Origin of the sequence: Zhongshania aquimaris (assembly GCF_019312595.1) — a bacterium.
Lineage (GTDB): Bacteria > Pseudomonadota > Gammaproteobacteria > Pseudomonadales > Spongiibacteraceae > Spongiibacter > Spongiibacter aquimaris.
The window spans coordinates 198448-216028 of sequence record NZ_JAHWDQ010000003.1; the positions used below are offsets into that span (position 1 = coordinate 198448).

Here is a 17581-nt window from a genome sequence, read left to right on the forward strand (position 1 = left end):
ACGATGAGGAAATCTCGCCACATCGTCAATAGGACTATTGTGCAGAATTTACGGGAGGGAAGAGAATACGTGAATGTCCTAGGTTCTATAACGCGATACTACACAAACTAAGTGAGTAGCTTGTGCATGCCTCTTTTAGCTATTGCTTAAATAGCGACCAACATTGCGGATATTGCGGCAGGACTGATTGGCCTCGTGAGCCAAACTACCACGTTGGCGATACAGCATTTCACTCACAAGCTGATCGACGGCTAGAATATTTTCTATTGCACTGGCAACGTCACTGCTCTCTGCAGGGGAGCAAGGCGTTGCAAAAAACTCATCCATAAGCACTCGGCGCCGTCGCTGTTCGCTAAGCGCGGCCAGCCAGTCATTGCTCTCTGCCAGCTCTCTTATATACTCGGTAAGCTCCACAAGCGCCTGTAGGCTTTGCTGTCTAGCGGTCAATGCAGTGCTTATATTTTTTATATTATTCATTAGTCACCTTAGAGATGCCCCACCCGCAGTCTGCGCACCGCGGACAGAGCAAAAACCTACACCTAAAAGAAATACCGTTACATTGTGAGCGCCGCTAAACTCTCGCCCTTGCCAGTGTTCTGTAAACCGTCGGGAATGGCATCCCATGCTTCTTTCAATTCACGCAATAAGGAGGAGACTTCGTCTAAACCGGTGACGTCGTTATTGATGTTTGCCAATAAGAGACGACGATTCATATAGTCGTATAAGCTCTCTAAGTTATCGCTCATTTTAGCGTCAATATTATGATCTAAGCTCATTCGCAAGCCGTCGATTATCGACATAGTGCGGTTTACTGCATTTATCTTCTGAGGCACTTCATGGCGCTGCATATGACCTTTGGCAATTGCAAGCCGATCAAGCGCACCATCCATTAACAGTTGAATTAAGCGGTGTGGACTCGCTGCCGACACCCTGGATTGGGCCCCTACTGATGCGTATGCTTGAGTCGCTCTACCTGCTGAATAACTCATAATCTTTCCTCTTGATAAGCCCCTTTGCTTATCCTAATTGACGACTTTTCAGCGGATTTCTTTAGTCTTTTATCGAGGTATTTATACGTATAAAAGCCTTCTACTTACCATTTTTAAACACGGTACCGGGCAAGTTTGCCAGCTGCTGAGTGAGAAAGTCGCCGGTTGAATTAAGCTGCCCCAGCAGGCTATCTAGTGCGCTAAACTGAGCTTGGTAGCGAGCTTCGATTCCAACGATACGGGCATTCAAGGCTTCTCGTTGCTCATTAATCCGCTTGACTTGACTGGTAAGGCCGTCGGTGCGATTCGTCAAAATACCGCCGCTTGCGGTGAGGTCGCCAATTAAGCTATCGAGACGAACTGCATAGCCGGATTCGCTAGAAAATATTCCGCTTAATTTATCAAAATCATCGGCTACGACATCAGCAAACACTGTAGTGTCGATAACCAATTTGTTTTTATCACCGGTGGTGATGCCTATTTCCGCTAGCGAGTCGAGCTCAGTCCCCAAGCCGCTCACTATCGTTCCCATTTCTTGGCGCAATTGATTGGCTACACTGCGCGTTGCTGAATCGCCCTGCAATAATCCCGCGGTTTTAGATTCCGGGTTGTAGGCAGTCAGGTCGTTTATGGTGGTCATCAGGGTATTATAATTGTTTACAAAACCCTCGATCGCACTCTTAACCGATTTAGTATCTACTTGCACTTTAAGGCTAAAGCTTTCACCTGGCAGCGCTTTTTTCAGGTCTAAACTTACGCCCTCGATCATGCCTTCAATTTTGGTATCTGCACTGGTTTTGGTGAAACCGTCAACGATGACAATGGAATCTAAGGCCTCTGCTTTCTCAACCATTGAACTAAGTTGTGAACCTAGATTGGTATCGTATGCGAGCTGGCTCAAGTCACCATTAGCTCCGGCGGTGACAGAAATATTAATGGCATTCTCAACACCGGTTCTTGTTGCAGAAAAAACCAGGTGGGCGCCGTCTTGATCATTAATAATTGACGCGCTTACACCACTGTTAGCCGCTGAGGAATTCACCGCGTCACGTATTTCCGCCAGGCTATCCGCCCCCTCGGCGACAGCGACTGAAAATGATTCACCATTGATAGTGAAGTTTAACTCCCCACTGCCGACACTGGTGGTGCTATCGGTATACGCTTGCGACGCTATTTTATGGCTTGTCGCCAATTGTTCTACTTTAACTGAATAGGTGCCAGGCGCTGCTGTTGCGGTGGTCGTTGCGGAAAACACCGTGGGATCGCCAACGGTCGCACTACGTTTGGTAAAGCTTTCAGGGTTTTTAAGTGTACTGAGGCTAGCTTTGAAGTTTGTTAGGGCAGATTTAAGGGATCCAAACGCCGATAGACGCGCCTGAATTAATGATTCCTTGGAGTTTAATCTTGTTTCCACTGGGCTGCGTTCGGCAGCAACAAGCTGTGAGACGATACTATTAATATCGAGCCCTGAACCAATTCCCGATGCGGTTAAAGATGCCATATCATTTACCTACCCGCTTTTAGCAACAATATATTATGAAGAGATACTGCCGCTTCGCTATAATCACATGTACTTACTAACATGCAATATAAGCTGCTCTGTGTTTAAAAAGCCTTAAGCTCAAATCTGCATGTCCGATTCGGCTTTACAATGCAGATATCACGCCAATCAGGCTTGGTCTTCAATTAAGCTGCCCGTCCCCTCAATAAAAACCCGCGCAATATTGAGAAGCTCCTCCGGTGGTATCTGCCGAATGACTTCGCCAGACTCAGCGTGAATTACTTTTAAGACTGTACGTCCAGTGTCTTCATCTATCGAAAACTCTAGGTCTCGCTCGCGATCTTTAAGTATTTCATTGAGCTTTGCTACCGCTTGTTCGGTACGCTCTATATTGCCCGGCGAGCTCAATTCCGTCACCAAGGCAGCCGCCATACGACTCAACTGTTCAGGCTGATTCGCCTCGGAACTTTTATCTGCGGTCGGCTTATTAGCAGCAGAGAGCGGCAATTTGGCGCCGACATCTGCACCCTTGGGCAAAGAACTGCCGCCCTGAAACTGATTAGACGCGGCCGCTACCTGACCAACAGTCATCGCACTGTTCGCGGTTCTAACAGGCGCTTTGACTAAGCTGCTCGCGACTGCTTGGGTATGTAAACTAGTATCCATAACGTAACCTTTCACCCTTTCAAACAGCTATTCGGAAAACACGAATAGGGCCTATTGGCCCTTAAGTCTCTCCCTTTAACTCCCTTTCCGGGCCGAAAATCCCGCGCTCACTGAGCGCGGGAGGTCATCGGGTTGTTGCTTATTGCAGCAGACTTAAGGCAGCCTGTGGAAGCGAGTTAGCCTGGGCTAGGATGGCGGTGCCAGCCTGTTGCAGGATTTGCGCTTTAGTCAGGTTTGCCGTTTCAGCAGCGAAGTCAGCGTCTAGAATCCGGCCACGTGATGCAGACAGGTTTTCAGAGATTGTCTGCAAGTTAGTGATCGTTGATTCAAAGCGGTTTTGAACTGCACCGAACTCGCTGCGCAGTGTACTGACCGAACTAAGCGCTGAGTCGATACGCTGTATCGCGTCATTCGAGTTCGCTACCGAAGATACTGATACCGAAGACAAAGTCGTTGTGTCTTTCGCAACGGTGCCGTCAGCTATCCCGATGGTAGTGCCGCCTACAACGGTGATGGTGTCTGAAGATGACAAGGTCACCGAGCCGTAGCTTGTGTCGTCACCTACACCGCCAACTGTACTAGTTTCGTCAAGGGCAATTTCACGACCATCTGCGGAGGTGAAGATAACATCTGTACCCGATACCGACGCCGTTACACCAGTTTCAACCGATTTCTGGTTAACTGTGTTAACAAAGGAGTTGATATCAACAGCGGTAGATACGTCAGTGGCTGCGTCGAACACGTCTACACCGTTGATGGTTAGCGCGTAGGTGTCAGTCGCTGAGCCACCAATATCGGTAAAGGCTAGCGTGCTCTCGTTGCTTGCCGTTGCGCTCAAGCCAAATACACCGGCTGAGTTAATTGCATCGGCTTTAGCGAATGCGCTCGCTGCGGTTTGGCCAGCGCCATTACCTGCTGTAGACGCGTCGATTACAACTGCATCACCATCTCCCACCGCAATACTCAAAGTATTGGCAGGAAGCGCTGCTGCTGTAGCTGTACCAGTTGCGCTAGCAATTTGACCAATCTGGTTAGATTTAACACCAGTGGCTAAGTTAACGCTGATGGTTTCACCGACGTTAGCACCTACCTGGAAGCTTGCGCTACCGAAGCTACCGTCGAGAAGCTTGGTTCCGTTAAAGGAAGTTTGGCTGCCGATACGGTCGATCTCAGCTAGACGTTGCTGTACTTCTGAGTCCAGTGCCGCGCGGTCAGAGGCAGAGTATGTTGAGTTAGCTGACTGAACCGCTAGCTCGCGAATACGCTGTAAGTTGTTAGTAATTTCGTCGATGGCCGCTTCACCAGTTTGGGCTAGTGAGATACCGTCGTTGGCATTACGAACCGCTTGGTTCAAACCGTTAATTTGGGTTGTGAAGCGTGTAGTGATCGCCAAACCAGCAGCGTCATCTTTTGCGCTATTAATACGCAGGCCAGTAGAAAGGCGCTGCAATGAAGTGTTCAATGTTTCTTGCGACTTTTGCAGGTTACGCTGTGCATTCAGTGACGCAACATTGGTGTTGATACTTAGGGCCATGGTAAATCTCCTTTCCACTCTATGCGGTATAAAGACTAAGTGTCTTTGATTAAGCACCAGCCTAAATGGCTGTATTTTGCTTTCACCCCATATAACGGAGATTTCAGGGAGATCTTTAAGTTTATTTAGTAAGTAGATGTACGCACTTGGATCCGTAATGCCCTTCGTAAATCAAGGATTTATGCGGTTTTCGCCGGAAAAATCGCACGCTTTAGTAATATCGACCTAAGATTTTAAAACTAAAATTAAAGTGCTATTAAAAGTTGCTTGAGGAAGAGTACAAAGGAAGGGAAGTATTTGATGCCAGCTCGAATCCTTCGAACCAGCATCGATGGTTTAGATGTAATTAAATAACGACAAGCCCTGGGTCTTAGCAAATGCCTGTTGGGCAGCCTGCAATGCCGCCTGCTGCTGGCTAAATCTCGAGATTGCTTCCGCGTAGTCTAAATCGTTAATCAAACTCAGATTTTCAGATATTTGCAAACTGGCACCTGAATTTATATCGATTTGACGCTGCAAGGACTCCATTCTCGCGCCAATACTGGACTGCTTCTGTATAAGATGGTCAATCGCACGGTCAAAACTGCTAAGGGCAGTGTTTATTTCATTGTGCTGATCGGCTCTTTCAGTCGGGTTTTTACGTGGCGTTTCTAGAGACAGCGCTAGCGCCTCGACCATAGAAAACAGGTCTTGCCGCTTTGAGGGCGCAAGCGTGAATTCATCTCCGGCTGCCGGCGTGCCTTTTATATTTACCGACATACCCGCGACCTGGATGTCGCCACCACTGAGGTAGTCGCCGGAATCGATAACCGCACCACCACTATCCAAAATATCGTATTGGGTTTCGCTATTAAAACGAACACTCACGGTGTCGTAGTTGAATGCTTGGACGTTTGCAACGCTGCCAGCATTAATAATGCCGGTTCCGGTATTACCATCAGCGGCACTGGCGATAAATTGGCCATTACCATTGAGAATACCCATATACACATCTGAGCCAGGATCACCATCTGCCATACGACGAGAGGGTCCAATCTGTAATTGGCGCTGGCCATCGTCACCGTTGTAGCTATAGCCATTAGCGGTTTTTGAGAATGGTGCACTGCCCTCCTGGTATCCCGCAAAAATGAAATGGCCGCTACTGTCTTTAGTATTGGCATAGGCCAGTAAATTATCTAATTGCTGGCGCAGCTCAGAGGCTATGGATAGGCGGGATTCGTTACTCTGGGAATCATTATTCGCCTGGACTGTCAGCTCACGGATTCGCTGGACGACGTCGATGCTGCTGCCGACCACGCTTTCTTCAAGACGCAGGCGACTGTCTAGTAATTCCGAATTGCGCATATATTGTTCGGTTTGTTCCTGCGCGCGGCTTAGCTCCAAACTCCGCACCGCACCGACCGGGTCATCGGATGGAGTGAGAATACGCTTGCCAGTCGACAACTGCTGCTGCGTCGCCGCCAGCTTCGATTGCTGGTTCAGCATGCTGTTCACACTGTTGGTATACATTTGACTTGTCGAAATTCTCATCGAATTACTCTCTTTAGCTACAACGCTATGCCGTGCAGACGCGCCGTGTCAAAACGACTTAACGAAATGCCCCCATCAGGGCCTGAAACAAATCATTGGCGACGCCGGCGGCCTGGGCGGCGGCTTGATAGGCCTGTTGAAACTTCAATAAGTTAGCCGCCTCTTCGTCTAAATTCACACCCGATATTGCCTGTTGGTTACTGCGAGTTTGATTAAGCAAATTTTCTTGAGATTGTTGGTTAATCTGCGCACTGCGAGTTGCTACAGCAATATTCCCAACCAAACCATTCACGGTATCTTGAATACTCGCGCTACCGCCATTAAGTACCTTGCTACTTTCTGCCTCCGCCATTTTTAAAAGGTTGCGGTTGTCGCCCAGGGCATTTGTGTTGGCACCGATCGTGAAGCTATCGCCCGCTTGTGGTGATCCGGTTATCACGACTTTATTGCCGTTGATAGTGATGTCTGAACCCGATGCATAGCTAAAGCTACCGGCACCGTTTATTTGATAGGTCGTTGCCGATAAAAACTGTATATCGACCGTATCCATCAAGTTGGGATGGCTGCTATCAAGCACATCGGTTTCTGAAATTTTACCTGAGCCAATATTATTAAGATCGGCTGTACTGCGCGTTGCTGCTGCTGCGGCAATGCCGGCAGGATCAGTCATCACCACTTTTAAGTTCTCAGCTGCGCCTCGTGTTGGACGCAATAAAAACTGATCTCCCACTGCGGCCGCCGACGTTAAGCTTAACGATACGCCGCCGACCACAAAAGGATCTGCCACGCTGCCGCTGCCGGTCACACCAGTCAATTCGGCACCACTACTTTCGTCAAAGAAGCGCCAACCGCTGCCATCTAAACGAATCAAGGTATTGCTGCCATTGAGCGCAGATACATCGGTTATTTGAGCCGTTATTTCCGCAGCGCTGCTATTATTTCTACTACGGAAGACGTCAGGATCTGGTACTGAAAATATCGCGCCACCCTGAGCGCCTTTTAAATCCATACCGCCGCTATTAATAGAATTTAGCGTATCTGCGATTGCGATGGTAATTCGACCGAGTTCATTGTGCGTGTCATTGAGTACACCATCACGGAAACTTAAGGTTCCACCCAAACTACCGCCGCGCAAACTGCCGCTAATCACCGCCGTACTGCCGCCGACATCCATTGCGATTTCAGTGCGCCCAGGCTCGAAGGGGTTAGTCACCGCGCGCATCGTAATTGCGCGTTCACCTAATACCAGCGCTTCGCCATTACCGATAAATACGCTGACGCTGCCGTCGGCTTGCTCTACTGACGTCGTGCCAATGAGTTCATTCAACTCTAGCAGCGCCTGATCGCGTTGATCGAGCAAATCATTGGCATCTGTACCGAACTGCCCCTGTGTTTTACTGATCATTAAATTGATATCAGCTATCTGCTTACTGAGATCATTAATGTCACTTATCGACGCATTTATGCGGGTATTCACTTCGCGATCCAAGGTGTCCATTTGCGAAGACATATCTGCAAAGCGATCACCCAAGCCCTGCGCCTCAGCCAACATCAATTGCCTGGCAGAGATAGATGAAGGATTGTCGGCAACGTCCTGCAGGCTATTATAAAAGCGGGATAAAGACGCACTCAGACCAAGTTCGGTATCTGCCAGTGCGTTATCTACCTGGGTCGTCAATTGGTAATAGGCATCGGCCTGCGCGAAAGCAGATTGTGAGCTGCGTAGCTGATCCACTGTAAAACTACTGTAAACACGGCTTACCGACGACACTTTGACACCGGAGCCAATAGTTAAATTTCCGGACTGGGAAGGCACACGGGTAGCAAAATCCACTTTCTGGCGGCTGTATCCTTCAGTGTCGGCGTTGGCAATATTGTGACTGGTGGTTGCCAAGGCGCGCTGGTAAGACACCAGTCCCGACAAAGCATTACCTAGCATATCACCCATGATTTACCCCTTATTTACTGAACGACTTATCGGCCGTCAGACTAAAATCCTGAATACTTTTCTCAATACCACCGAGCTGTTGCAAACGACTACGCAGCGCCGCGCCCTCTCCGCTGAGCGCCTGTGGAGCTTGCTCTGCCGGACCAACTAATTGGGTCACAATGGCCTCTGCCATACCAATGCCACCTTGATCTGACAGCGTTACCGACAACTGGCTATCGAGCATTTCTTCGTACATACCCACGCTGCTATCACTAAACAATCCGCTTTCCTGAACGCCGGCGCGCATACTCTTTAGCATCATTTGCAAGAATAAGGCTTCGAACTGTTTGGCAACTGGCTTTACTGCCTCTTCCGGCGATAACTCAGCATCGCGGCGTAGCGACGCCAAACCGGAGAAGTCGTGATAGTTACTCGCTGCCTTAACGTCCATGGTATTTCACCGTCGCCTTTATATAACGTCAAATAACCAGCAGCTCGGCACGCAGTGCGCCGGCCTGATCTAAAGCTTCAAGAATGGCCACCAAATCGCTTGGCGAAGCGCCAACATTGTTAATTGCCTTAACGATGTCTTCGAGGGTGACGCCTGCATCGAGCAAGAACATCCGCGAACCGCTCTCTTGTACGTTGATATCTGATTTTTGCGCTGCTACGGTTTCGCCGCCGCGGGAGAATGCGCCAGGTTGAGACACCTCAACGCTCTCGGAGATCGATACCGTCAGGGAGCCGTGACTTACCGCCGCTGGCATAACCCGCACATTGCCACCTATAACGATGGTGCCAGTGCGCGAATTAACGACCACACGCGCGCCCGCTTCGGATGGCGTAATTTCCAGGCTTTCAAGCATCGAGATAAAAGTAACACTGCGATCCGCGTTGCTTGGGCCCTGTACTTTTACCGTCGCTGAATCCATGGCGCTGGCGGTTCCTTCACCGAATTTCGCGTTTATTTCTTCCGCCAGGCGTCGCGCCGTGGTGAAGTCGGATTTTTTCAAATTCAGCATAATCTCACCGTTAGCTGACATCATACTCGGCGCTGGGCGCTCGACAATCGCACCGTTTGGTATACGCCCAGCACTGGGTATATTCACGGTAACCCGCGAGCCGTCTGCGCCAGAAACACCTAAACCACCGACTAAAAGACTACCCTGCGCCACCGCGTAAACCTGACCGTCAGCGCCCATCATTGGCGCCATTAGCAGGCTGCCGCCACGCAAGCTGGCGGCGTTGCCGATCGACGACACAGTGACATCAATTGTCTGACCCGGTTTGGCAAACGCGGGTAAACTCGCGTGCACGGTCACGGCCGCTACGTTCTTTAGCTGCGGATTAACATTGTCTGGCACACGGACACCAAAGCCGGTCAACATATTGCGAATACTTTGAATGGTAAATGGCGCTTGACTGGTTTGGTCACCAGTACCACTTAAGCCAACCACTAAGCCGTAACCCACTAACTGGTTCTCACGCACACCAGCCACATTCACCAGGTCTTTTACGCGCTCAGCCTGTGCGGCAGGAATCTGACAAGACAGCACAACCGTGATCGCGATCAATGCGTTGCGAAGAGATGTTAGTTTAATAAATGCCGACATGACGGTGTACCTCAAAAGGGCGACAGTACGGACTGGAACACCCGTCCCAGCCAGCCCATAGAATTTGCATCTGCCAAGGCGCCTTTGCCGCTGTAGGTAATACGCGCATCGGCCACCTTGTAGGATGGCACTGCATTGTCGGCGCCGATATCTTCAGGGCGAACAATGCCTTTTATGCGGATAAACTCTTCACCCTGGTTAATCGTTACCCACTTCTCGCCCCGCACGCGCAAACTGCCATTACGCAGTACTTCAGACACGGTGACGGTAATACTGCCCGTCAAGCTATTGCTTTGACTGCTGGTGCCCTTACCCGCAAAATCCTGGTCGGATGACACGCCGGAGGAAAGAATCGGTACACCGTTGTGGGTGACGCCACGACCTAACAAGGTCACGGTTGGCACCGAAATATTGCTCTCTTTACCGGTAGCTGTGCTGGAAGATTTAGACGCATCGGTCTTCTCTTCAAGGGTCACGGTGATGATGTCGCCGACTTGTCGAGCGCGACGGTCCAAAAACAAACTCATGCCGTAACCAGAACGATAGATCGACCCCATATTGCTGCCGTCATCAACGGCTGCAGCGGGTGCCGCAGATTCATAATCAGCACTTTGGTCGCGCGCCGGCGCAGAGGAGCAGGCAGACACAAGACTAACTACCGCCACCATCATCAAGGCGCTTAAGTGCTGTATGTTTATTGCTATCGTTTCGCTCATATCAGTATTCCGCGATGTCTATAAATAAAGACTATCCCTTCAGTCCATTCGAAAATGACCTAGAGATACGCTCTTACAAATTATTGTTTACGTACTGCATCATCTGGTCACTAGTGGCTATGGCCTTTGAATTCATTTCATAGGCACGCTGGGTCTCAATCATATTCACCAGCTCTTCCACCACGTTAACATTCGAGCCCTCTAAAGCGCCTTGCTGGATAGTACCTAGACCACTAAGGCCTGGCGTGCCGGTTTGCGGTGCGCCGCTTGAGGCGGACTCCATGTATAGGTTCTCACCGCGGGCCTGCAAGCCAGAGGCGTTAACAAAGTCCGCGAGCTGGAAGCTGCCCAATTGCACCGGCGAAGCATTGCCAGCTAATACCGCGCTGATCACCCCATCTGAGCCGACGGTGACGCTCAATGCACCCTGTGGCACGGTGATACCCGGATCGACAATATTGCCGGTATTGGTCACGATTTGGCCCTGGTCATCCAGTTGAAATGAACCATCACGGGTGTAGGCTGCGGTGCCGTCGGGCATTTGTATTTGGAAAAAACCGCGCCCATTAATGGCCACATCCATGGAGTTATTAGTTTGCGTCATCGTGCCTTGTTGAAAGATCTTTTCAGTAGACACCACCCTCACCCCAGTACCCACATGCATGCCACTTGGCGAGCGCGTTGACTGCGAGGTTTGGCCGCCCACTTGGCGCATATTCTGGTAAAGCAAATCTTCGAACGACGCACGGTCACGTTTAAAGCCCGTGGTGTTCGCGTTAGCTAAGTTGTTACTCACAACCTGCATTTTAGTTTGCTGCGCATCAAGACCGGTTTTAGCAACCCAAAGTGATGAATTCATAATAACTACCTCTAGTACCTGTTATTCCAAACGCAGCAAACGGCTGCCTGTTTCTGCCATTGAGTCAGCGGCACTCATGACCTTTACTTGCATTTCAAACTGTCTAGCCAATGCGATCATGGTTACCATGGCATCGACGGTATTGACGTTTGATGATTCCAAACTGCCTGAGCTAATTCGAATCTCTGCAGAGGTCTCCGCGACGCCGCCATTGCGCATACGCATCAAACCATCATCACCTTTTTCAAGGTCGGCCGGTGCCGCGTCTACCAGACGAATTCTGTCGACCGTGGCCACTGACTCAGCGCCTTGGCCAAGCGGTACAATCGATACCGTGCCGTCGTCGCCTATCATTAAACTTTCATGCTCTGGAATTGCAACGGGGCCACCATCACCCATCACCGGCTGACCGGCGCCATTCAAAAGCATGCCGTCCGCGCTAATACGAAAATCACCGCGGCGGCTATAGGCTTCTGTACCATCGCTGGCCTGCACCGCAAACCAGCCTTTATCACCGCGAATAGATACGTCTAAATCTCGGCCGGTGGTTGTCACTACACCGGTTGAAAAATCACTCGCCTGCCCTTCTAACACGGGATTAAAGCGGGTGGCCAAACCTGGACCCTCGACCTGGCGGGAAAGTAAATTTTGAAAGTCACCACGAAAGCCAGCCGTGCTGACGTTCGCCAGGTTATTGGCGTTCACGGCTTGCGCTTGCTGGGTGTTTTTAGCACCCATCATGCCTACAAAAAGTAACTTATCCATAAATCCTCCCGCTCAGTTCGCGTCGTTTAGCGACTATCGGATGTTGATAATGGCTTGTGTCATCGCATCTGCGGTCGAGATCATTTGCGTATTCGCCTGGAAGTTGCGCTGCGCAGTGATCATCTCAACCAGCTGTGACGTCAGGTCGACGTTGGAGCTTTCCAAGGCGCCAGACTGCAGCAGACCAAAGTTTGATGACCCGGCCTCACCAACTCGCGGGCTGCCGGAGGCAAACGTTTCTGCCCAGGAAGTATCGCCTTGCTGCTGCAAACCATTGGGATTAGAAAAGCTCGCCATTGCGACTTTGCCCAATTGCTTAGACTGACCGTTGGTGAAACGCGCAGAGACAATACCGGTGTTATCAACTTCAATACCGGTTAAGCGCCCTGTGGTAAAACCATCTTGCTGTAAGTTGTTTACCCCAAACTCTTTGCCGTATTGCGTAGAGGCGGTGAAGTCGAAGCTCAGGTCCATGGCAGCTGCGCCAGTACCTGGATCATAGGACGGATAGGTAATAAGTCCTGATGCTGGCGTCTGAAGCTCACCGGCATTACTGAAGCTAACCGTGTTAAACCCGCCTACCGCGTTGTTATCAACATACAATTGTTGGTTCCAGGTGTTGGCGGCAGCATCTTTAACAAAGTACAAGGTCGCCGTGTGTTGGGTACCCAAGGAATCGTATACCGTCATCGAGGTCGCGTGGTTGTAGCTGGTGGGCAAACTCGGGTCGAAGGGAGTCGCGGCAGGCGTAGGAGCATTGGCCGGCAAATTTACGCCAATCTGGGCGCGCTCTGTGCTTTTCGGTGCATTTTCAGAAACCTGTAATTGCAAATCACTCAAAGAGCCAGTCGAGAAGTTACCGTCACCAGAAGGCGGAAACACCTGCAGGCGCTCTAAATTATTGTTAACGACGAAACCGTCGCGATCGACACTGAAGGAACCTGCACGAGTGTAAGTCACGCCGCTAGTCCCTTTCATGGTGAAAAAGCCTTCGCCAGAAATCGCGAGATCTAAATTATTATCGGTAAAGTCGATATTGCCCTGCGAGAACTCCTGAGTAATGGTATTCAAGCGAACACCTGCCCCTGGCGTAGTCTTGGTGACGTCATTATTTGACGTTGCATAAACGTCAGCGAATGCCGCTCGCGAACCTTTAAAACCAGCGGTATTGACGTTGGCAATATTGTTCGCGGTGACATCAAGGTGTGCCGATGCGGCGTTTAATCCACTCAGTGCAATGCGAAAGCTCATGGGCTTACTCCTGGTCTAATGACTTCTGTTATTTGCGAAACGATGCTATTACCGCTCAGCTAATTTCTATAATTTGCGACATGCTAACGCTACCCAAACCCTGGACTTGCACCTGTGGTGTTCCACCCGATGCCGGCACCTTCACACTCAGCACTTCGCTGCGCATTTCGGTAGACACGGCTTCCAAGGTATTGCCATTTAAATAATTAGCGCGAATTTGGTATGTGCCCGGCGGCATACGCTCACCATTCAAACCGACGCCATTCCATTCAAAGGCAACAGTGCCTGCGCGCTGCGGCCCCAAGGGAACTTTGCCAATAACCTCACCCGTCGGCGCCAGAATATCGATATCTAAAGCGGTGGTACTGGTCGCCAAATTAACTTGCCCCTGTACATTGCCACTTGACGGCAGCGCAGCGACATCCGTTTCTACCAGCACGTCTTTGCCGATCAACGACGACGCATCTAGCAGTTGCGCGGAATATAAAGACTGAGTTAAACCCGCTAAATTTGTGTTCATTTCGCTGATGCCACTAACCGAGGTTAGCTGCGCCATTTGGCTAATAAACTCGGTGTTGTCGGTGGGCTTAAACGGATCCTGACTTTTTAATTGCTGAAGCATTAGCTTCATAAAATCATTCTGATCCAGCGACGACGCATCTTTCTTGGCCTTGCTTGCCGCAGTCTGTCGTTGCAGGTCTTCTATTGTGCGAAGTTCCATAATTTACGTCCTACTGCTGACCGAGCTGCAAAGCGCGCAGCATGAGAGTTTTAGTGGTAGAGAAAACTTCCGCGTTGTTTTGATAAGCCCTTGACGCCGACATCATGTTTGCCATTTCTTCCATCGTGTTGACATTGGAACTGTAGATGTAGCCATCCGCATCCGCCTGGGGATGACCAGGTTCGTAGCGTTTTGCCACCGCCGCGTCACTTTGTACGATACCCGTCACTGCAACACCGGCAACTTCGCGCTGCTGATTCATAACGGTAGAGAAAATGGGTTGCCGAGAGCGGTAAGCGGTATCTTCGCTGCCACTGACAGTTTCGGCGTTCGCCATATTACTGGCGACCGTATTCAATCTAAGCATTTGCGCATTCATCGCTGATGCGGCGACACTCAAAGGATTAGCCATGACTTATCGTCCTCCTTGTAATACAGACTTCATGCCACTAAAGCGGCTGCTCAAGAACGACAGCGTGGCTTGGTAGCGCATCGCGTTGTCCGCGAACTCTGCTTGTTCTAAATGGGTGTCAACCGTGTTCCCATCTTCCGATGGCTGGGTGGGAACACGGTATTGAAGATCCATTGGCAAACCGTCAGTCGCGGCGCCCATACCTTGCATGTGCCCGCTATTTGTCGTCCGCATTGCTAACTGCATCGAATTACCACTCGCTGCCGATTGCGATAAAACCGCTTTAAAATCTATGTCTTGCGCTTTGTAGCCGGGGGTATCGGCGTTTGCTATATTGGTAGCCAGCACTTCATTGCGCTTATCGCGCACCTGCAATGCTTGCTCATGTATCCCTAGCGCTTTATCAAAATTTATAGACATTTTTTTAACCTGCTTTTTCTAAAGTTTTTATGGCGGCTGTCGATATAGTTTGTAGGCCTGCCATTTGCCGGCTTTTTACGCCGCGCACTAACGAACAAGGCAAGGCTCGTGCCATATTTTTTTTCCTTTAAAATACAAAGTGTTAAAATCTGCACAACTCGGCTTTGCCAAAAAAACGGCGCTCTTTTTCCCGCATAGGCAAAATTCCGGCAGCCGGCATCCTCCGTATAAACCCCTATCTATCAAGCACAAAAAAACCACAACACTGGCATAGGCATTGCAAGTTTTTGGAAAACGACAAAACTTTGACGTGTTTTATGGCTATGAATAAAAAAGGAAAATACATTTATTTTTTACTAGCGAACATTCTACTGATGTTCACTAGTCAGCCGCTTTTCGCCGCCGCGAACGAGAATCACGCGCGAATCGCGGAGACGGCGCGCGCCTATATTGCAGCGCGTCACCCGTGGCAGAAAATGAAGACCAAGATAACGGTGCAAACGTTAGATCCACGAACCAAGCTCGCCCAGTGCCCGGCCAAACTTGAGGCTTTTTTATCAACTGGCGCAAAGATTAAACGCCGGACCACCGTTGGCGTGCGATGCAATGGCAACAAGCCATGGAAGATTTACTTGCCAGTGACGGTTGAGGCCTTTGCCAATGTGATGGTTGCCCGTCACCCTATTGCGCCCAACACCACTATTAGCGAGCGCGACATAAGCTGGAGCCAGCGCGATATCTCGGCGCTGGGCTATGGTTACTTACAATCACTTGGCGATCGTGGTGGCTACACTAGCAGACGCAGTATTGCCCAAGGCGCAGTGCTTACCCCAAATATGGTCACTGCCAGCAGCATCGTGAATAAAGGCCAGCGCGTACAGTTAAATAGCAACACGGGACCGGTAAGCGTCAGCATGATGGGAATTGCACTGCAAAATGGCGCCCTGGGCTCGCGAATAATGGTTAAAAACCTCAATTCGGGTAAGCAACTTGAGGGTGTGGTAGCGTCAGAAAATGTTGTATTGCTTAACTAAAGTTTTTGGCACGGCTGCCGATATACGTAGCGTAAGCCTATTAAATGAGAGGATTCTGACATGGTCGACCGATTAGACGGCTCTTCACTGAGCCAGCTCCGCAAGCTAGAGGGCGGACGCACTGGCGGCAGTAAATCAGAAAGTGTAGCGCCAAATACTGCGGCAAACGTAACCAGCAATCAGCCATCTATAGCGGAAACGCCGCTAATGGAGCGCACCCGCGTGGAAGTGAATAGCAGCGACGGCATTGATCGCCAAAAAGTAGATGCCATTAAAACGGCTATTCGCAACGGCGAATTTAATATCGACGCCCAAAAAGTCGCGGAAGCCTTGGTAAATATGGAAACTCTAACAGGCGCCTAATAACGATGAATGAACTTAGCGATGTACTTCAACATATTCACGATAATGCCAGCGCATTAGAATCGTTGTTAATTAGCGAGGCAGCCAGCTTGAAACTAGCTAACTCCGCTGAACAAATTGAAGCCATTGCCATTCAAAAAATGGACTTAGTTCAAACACTGGATCAGCTCGCCCTGCGCCGTCGCCAGTTACTCGAAGAATCGAGTAGCGCTGCTCAGCACAGCAGTGCACCTGACTGGCAAGAGACACTTGCCATATTGTCTCGCTGCCAAATGTTAAATAATCAGACCGGCGCAGACATCGCCGTGCAAGCTCGCTATAAACAGCGCGCCCTTGAAATTCTCGGCAGCAGCGCACACGGTGACACGCCTCTATACAGCGCCAAGGGCGCGGCACAGTATGCCGCCCCCAAACAGGCTCTGGGCAAAGCTTAGCAATACCGCATTTTACTTGGCGTTAATCCGCGTCGAGATCTAGCTCCATGTACAGATGATTGTCCAGAATTTTGTTATAGCTCTTATTTCTTACCCGCACTTTAAATCCCATCTGCTCATACAAGCGCAGCGCATTGCTGTTTTGCTCGGCCACATCCAAGCTGAGATAGCGGTAATGTCCACCGCGCGCTTTAGCCGCCATAAAGTTGATCATTTGCGCAGCAACGCCTTTGCCGCGACAATCCTCACGAACCGCGATATGACAAAGGTATAAACAAGCTTTACGCGGAGCCTTTACTAGCCGAAGCTCAAAAATCAGTCCTTTGACAATACCGCGCAAACCATAGTGACGAAAAATAGCGCGCGCGTTCGCCAAAAATGTGCCGCCGTGACTGGACGCATCGAAACTAGCTATACTGCCAACCACATCACCTTCAAGTTCATATACATGGTGGTGGCGGTGACTAAACATTGTTGCACCGTGCGCAAACTCGGCAACCAAGAAATCGCCAATCGTCGGACCGTGCTTGCGACTGAATATATATTCAAAAGCGACTGGCCCCGATGAATATATCAGCGGGCCTGCCTGTATGCTGTCGCTACTTTGTGCTATTCGTATAGCCATAAATTGCCCCTAACCATTGCTAGTGAATCGCCGTGTTTTTAGCACAACCCCATATTCAACTACTGCTTAAAAAATACCGAACAGTGGTATTAAAATTTTTCTAAAACCTCTATGCTCAAACAACGCTAAGGCAAATTTTCTAACAAATACTGCCACAGCCCTCCGGTATTCAATGTAGAAAATTTGTCACCAGCCTCATTTTACGTATATAGAGAATG

Annotated in this window: 20 protein-coding genes and 1 pseudogene; 3 read left to right on the forward strand and 18 right to left on the reverse strand. The window is 49.9% G+C overall.

Annotation, left to right across the window (positions count from 1 at the left end; all coding sequences use genetic code 11):
• Positions 1–135: 135 nt before the first annotated feature.
• The 17 genes and pseudogenes from fliT to flgB form a co-directional block, all read right to left on the reverse strand.
• Positions 136–477, reverse strand: coding sequence for a flagellar protein FliT (gene fliT, locus KXJ70_RS12500; RefSeq protein WP_219043848.1), 342 nt, complete (start codon positions 475–477; stop codon positions 136–138).
• 77 nt (positions 478–554) lie between these two features.
• Positions 555–989: a flagellar export chaperone FliS gene (gene fliS, locus KXJ70_RS12505; protein ID WP_219043849.1), complete on the reverse strand. Its 435-nt coding sequence runs from the start codon at positions 987–989 to the stop codon at positions 555–557.
• Positions 990–1089: 100 nt separating this feature from the next.
• Complete coding sequence (gene fliD, locus KXJ70_RS12510) at positions 1090–2490, reverse strand: flagellar filament capping protein FliD (RefSeq protein ID WP_219043850.1); 1401 nt, start codon at positions 2488–2490, stop codon at positions 1090–1092.
• Positions 2491–2658: 168 nt separating this feature from the next.
• The gene (locus KXJ70_RS12515) at positions 2659–3156 is read right to left on the reverse strand and encodes a flagellar protein FlaG (protein ID WP_219043851.1); all 498 of its coding nucleotides are present in this window, start codon (positions 3154–3156) and stop codon (positions 2659–2661) included.
• Between the two features lie 139 nt (positions 3157–3295).
• Positions 3296–4111: a flagellin gene (locus KXJ70_RS19650; protein ID WP_439655081.1), complete on the reverse strand. Its 816-nt coding sequence runs from the start codon at positions 4109–4111 to the stop codon at positions 3296–3298.
• Between the two features lie 168 nt (positions 4112–4279).
• A pseudogene (locus KXJ70_RS19655) lies at positions 4280–4690 on the reverse strand (flagellin N-terminal helical domain-containing protein); the annotation flags it as partial.
• Positions 4691–5026: 336 nt separating this feature from the next.
• Positions 5027–6220 carry a flagellar hook-associated protein FlgL gene (gene flgL / locus KXJ70_RS12525; protein ID WP_219043853.1) on the reverse strand — a complete coding sequence of 398 codons (1194 nt, stop codon included), beginning with the start codon at positions 6218–6220 and terminating at the stop codon, positions 5027–5029.
• A 58-nt stretch (positions 6221–6278) separates the two neighbouring features.
• The gene (gene flgK / locus KXJ70_RS12530) at positions 6279–8168 is read right to left on the reverse strand and encodes a flagellar hook-associated protein FlgK (protein WP_219043854.1); all 1890 of its coding nucleotides are present in this window, start codon (positions 8166–8168) and stop codon (positions 6279–6281) included.
• A 10-nt stretch (positions 8169–8178) separates the two neighbouring features.
• Entirely contained in the window at positions 8179–8601 is a 423-nt protein-coding gene (locus KXJ70_RS12535; RefSeq protein ID WP_219043855.1) for a rod-binding protein, read from the reverse strand.
• A 28-nt stretch (positions 8602–8629) separates the two neighbouring features.
• Positions 8630–9763 carry a flagellar basal body P-ring protein FlgI gene (locus KXJ70_RS12540; RefSeq protein ID WP_255558451.1) on the reverse strand — a complete coding sequence of 378 codons (1134 nt, stop codon included), beginning with the start codon at positions 9761–9763 and terminating at the stop codon, positions 8630–8632.
• A gap of 11 nt (positions 9764–9774) precedes the next feature.
• Complete coding sequence (gene flgH, locus KXJ70_RS12545; RefSeq protein ID WP_219043856.1) at positions 9775–10479, reverse strand: flagellar basal body L-ring protein FlgH; 705 nt, start codon at positions 10477–10479, stop codon at positions 9775–9777.
• Between the two features lie 73 nt (positions 10480–10552).
• Complete coding sequence (flgG, locus tag KXJ70_RS12550) at positions 10553–11338, reverse strand: flagellar basal-body rod protein FlgG (RefSeq protein ID WP_219043857.1); 786 nt, start codon at positions 11336–11338, stop codon at positions 10553–10555.
• Positions 11339–11359: 21 nt separating this feature from the next.
• Complete coding sequence (locus KXJ70_RS12555) at positions 11360–12103, reverse strand: flagellar basal body rod protein FlgF (RefSeq protein ID WP_219043858.1); 744 nt, start codon at positions 12101–12103, stop codon at positions 11360–11362.
• Positions 12104–12136: 33 nt separating this feature from the next.
• On the reverse strand, positions 12137–13354 hold the full coding sequence (gene flgE, locus KXJ70_RS12560; protein WP_219043859.1) for a flagellar hook protein FlgE: 1218 nt from the start codon (positions 13352–13354) through the stop codon (positions 12137–12139).
• Between the two features lie 55 nt (positions 13355–13409).
• Complete coding sequence (locus tag KXJ70_RS12565; protein WP_219043860.1) at positions 13410–14075, reverse strand: flagellar hook assembly protein FlgD; 666 nt, start codon at positions 14073–14075, stop codon at positions 13410–13412.
• Between the two features lie 10 nt (positions 14076–14085).
• Positions 14086–14487: a flagellar basal body rod protein FlgC gene (gene flgC / locus KXJ70_RS12570; RefSeq protein WP_219043861.1), complete on the reverse strand. Its 402-nt coding sequence runs from the start codon at positions 14485–14487 to the stop codon at positions 14086–14088.
• Between the two features lie 3 nt (positions 14488–14490).
• A complete protein-coding gene (gene flgB, locus KXJ70_RS12575; RefSeq protein ID WP_219043862.1) occupies positions 14491–14907 on the reverse strand; it encodes a flagellar basal body rod protein FlgB in 417 nt (138 codons plus the stop codon).
• A gap of 323 nt (positions 14908–15230) precedes the next feature.
• On the opposite strand from flgB, the gene flgA reads away from it, so the two are divergent.
• From flgA to flgN, 3 genes are read left to right on the forward strand one after another with little or no spacing between them, the layout of a single operon-like run.
• Complete coding sequence (flgA, locus tag KXJ70_RS12580; protein WP_219043863.1) at positions 15231–15941, forward strand: flagellar basal body P-ring formation chaperone FlgA; 711 nt, start codon at positions 15231–15233, stop codon at positions 15939–15941.
• A gap of 60 nt (positions 15942–16001) precedes the next feature.
• Entirely contained in the window at positions 16002–16304 is a 303-nt protein-coding gene (gene flgM / locus KXJ70_RS12585; protein WP_219043864.1) for a flagellar biosynthesis anti-sigma factor FlgM, read from the forward strand.
• 5 nt (positions 16305–16309) lie between these two features.
• Positions 16310–16738 (forward strand): flagellar export chaperone FlgN, encoded by a 429-nt coding sequence (flgN, locus tag KXJ70_RS12590; protein WP_219043865.1) that lies wholly within the window; start codon positions 16310–16312, stop codon positions 16736–16738.
• 22 nt (positions 16739–16760) lie between these two features.
• Here the strand turns inward: flgN and KXJ70_RS12595 are convergent, their stop codons facing one another.
• Entirely contained in the window at positions 16761–17363 is a 603-nt protein-coding gene (locus tag KXJ70_RS12595) for a GNAT family N-acetyltransferase (RefSeq protein ID WP_219043866.1), read from the reverse strand.
• Positions 17364–17581 lie beyond the last annotated feature (218 nt).

What these genes read in the sequence shown, in the direction of transcription:
- fliD (WP_219043850.1), bottom strand. Translation starts at nt 2,490, where the DNA reads ATGGCATCTTTAACCGCATCGGGAATTGGTTCAGGGCTCGATATTAAT.
- KXJ70_RS12565 (WP_219043860.1), bottom strand. Translation starts at nt 14,075, where the DNA reads ATGGAACTTCGCACAATAGAAGACCTGCAACGACAGACTGCGGCAAGC.
- flgG (WP_219043857.1), bottom strand. Translation starts at nt 11,338, where the DNA reads ATGAATTCATCACTTTGGGTTGCTAAAACCGGTCTTGATGCGCAGCAA.
- fliS (WP_219043849.1), bottom strand. Translation starts at nt 989, where the DNA reads ATGAGTTATTCAGCAGGTAGAGCGACTCAAGCATACGCATCAGTAGGG.
- flgH (WP_219043856.1), bottom strand. Translation starts at nt 10,479, where the DNA reads ATGAGCGAAACGATAGCAATAAACATACAGCACTTAAGCGCCTTGATG.
- KXJ70_RS12515 (WP_219043851.1), bottom strand. Translation starts at nt 3,156, where the DNA reads ATGGATACTAGTTTACATACCCAAGCAGTCGCGAGCAGCTTAGTCAAA.
- flgE (WP_219043859.1), bottom strand. Translation starts at nt 13,354, where the DNA reads ATGAGCTTTCGCATTGCACTGAGTGGATTAAACGCCGCATCGGCACAC.
- fliT (WP_219043848.1), bottom strand. Translation starts at nt 477, where the DNA reads ATGAATAATATAAAAAATATAAGCACTGCATTGACCGCTAGACAGCAA.
- flgK (WP_219043854.1), bottom strand. Translation starts at nt 8,168, where the DNA reads ATGGGTGATATGCTAGGTAATGCTTTGTCGGGACTGGTGTCTTACCAG.
- KXJ70_RS12535 (WP_219043855.1), bottom strand. Translation starts at nt 8,601, where the DNA reads ATGGACGTTAAGGCAGCGAGTAACTATCACGACTTCTCCGGTTTGGCG.
- flgA (WP_219043863.1), top strand. Translation starts at nt 15,231, where the DNA reads ATGAATAAAAAAGGAAAATACATTTATTTTTTACTAGCGAACATTCTA.
- KXJ70_RS12555 (WP_219043858.1), bottom strand. Translation starts at nt 12,103, where the DNA reads ATGGATAAGTTACTTTTTGTAGGCATGATGGGTGCTAAAAACACCCAG.
- flgC (WP_219043861.1), bottom strand. Translation starts at nt 14,487, where the DNA reads ATGGCTAATCCTTTGAGTGTCGCCGCATCAGCGATGAATGCGCAAATG.
- flgM (WP_219043864.1), top strand. Translation starts at nt 16,002, where the DNA reads ATGGTCGACCGATTAGACGGCTCTTCACTGAGCCAGCTCCGCAAGCTA.
- flgL (WP_219043853.1), bottom strand. Translation starts at nt 6,220, where the DNA reads ATGAGAATTTCGACAAGTCAAATGTATACCAACAGTGTGAACAGCATG.
- flgB (WP_219043862.1), bottom strand. Translation starts at nt 14,907, where the DNA reads ATGTCTATAAATTTTGATAAAGCGCTAGGGATACATGAGCAAGCATTG.
- flgN (WP_219043865.1), top strand. Translation starts at nt 16,310, where the DNA reads ATGAATGAACTTAGCGATGTACTTCAACATATTCACGATAATGCCAGC.
- KXJ70_RS12595 (WP_219043866.1), bottom strand. Translation starts at nt 17,363, where the DNA reads ATGGCTATACGAATAGCACAAAGTAGCGACAGCATACAGGCAGGCCCG.
- KXJ70_RS12540 (WP_255558451.1), bottom strand. Translation starts at nt 9,763, where the DNA reads ATGTCGGCATTTATTAAACTAACATCTCTTCGCAACGCATTGATCGCG.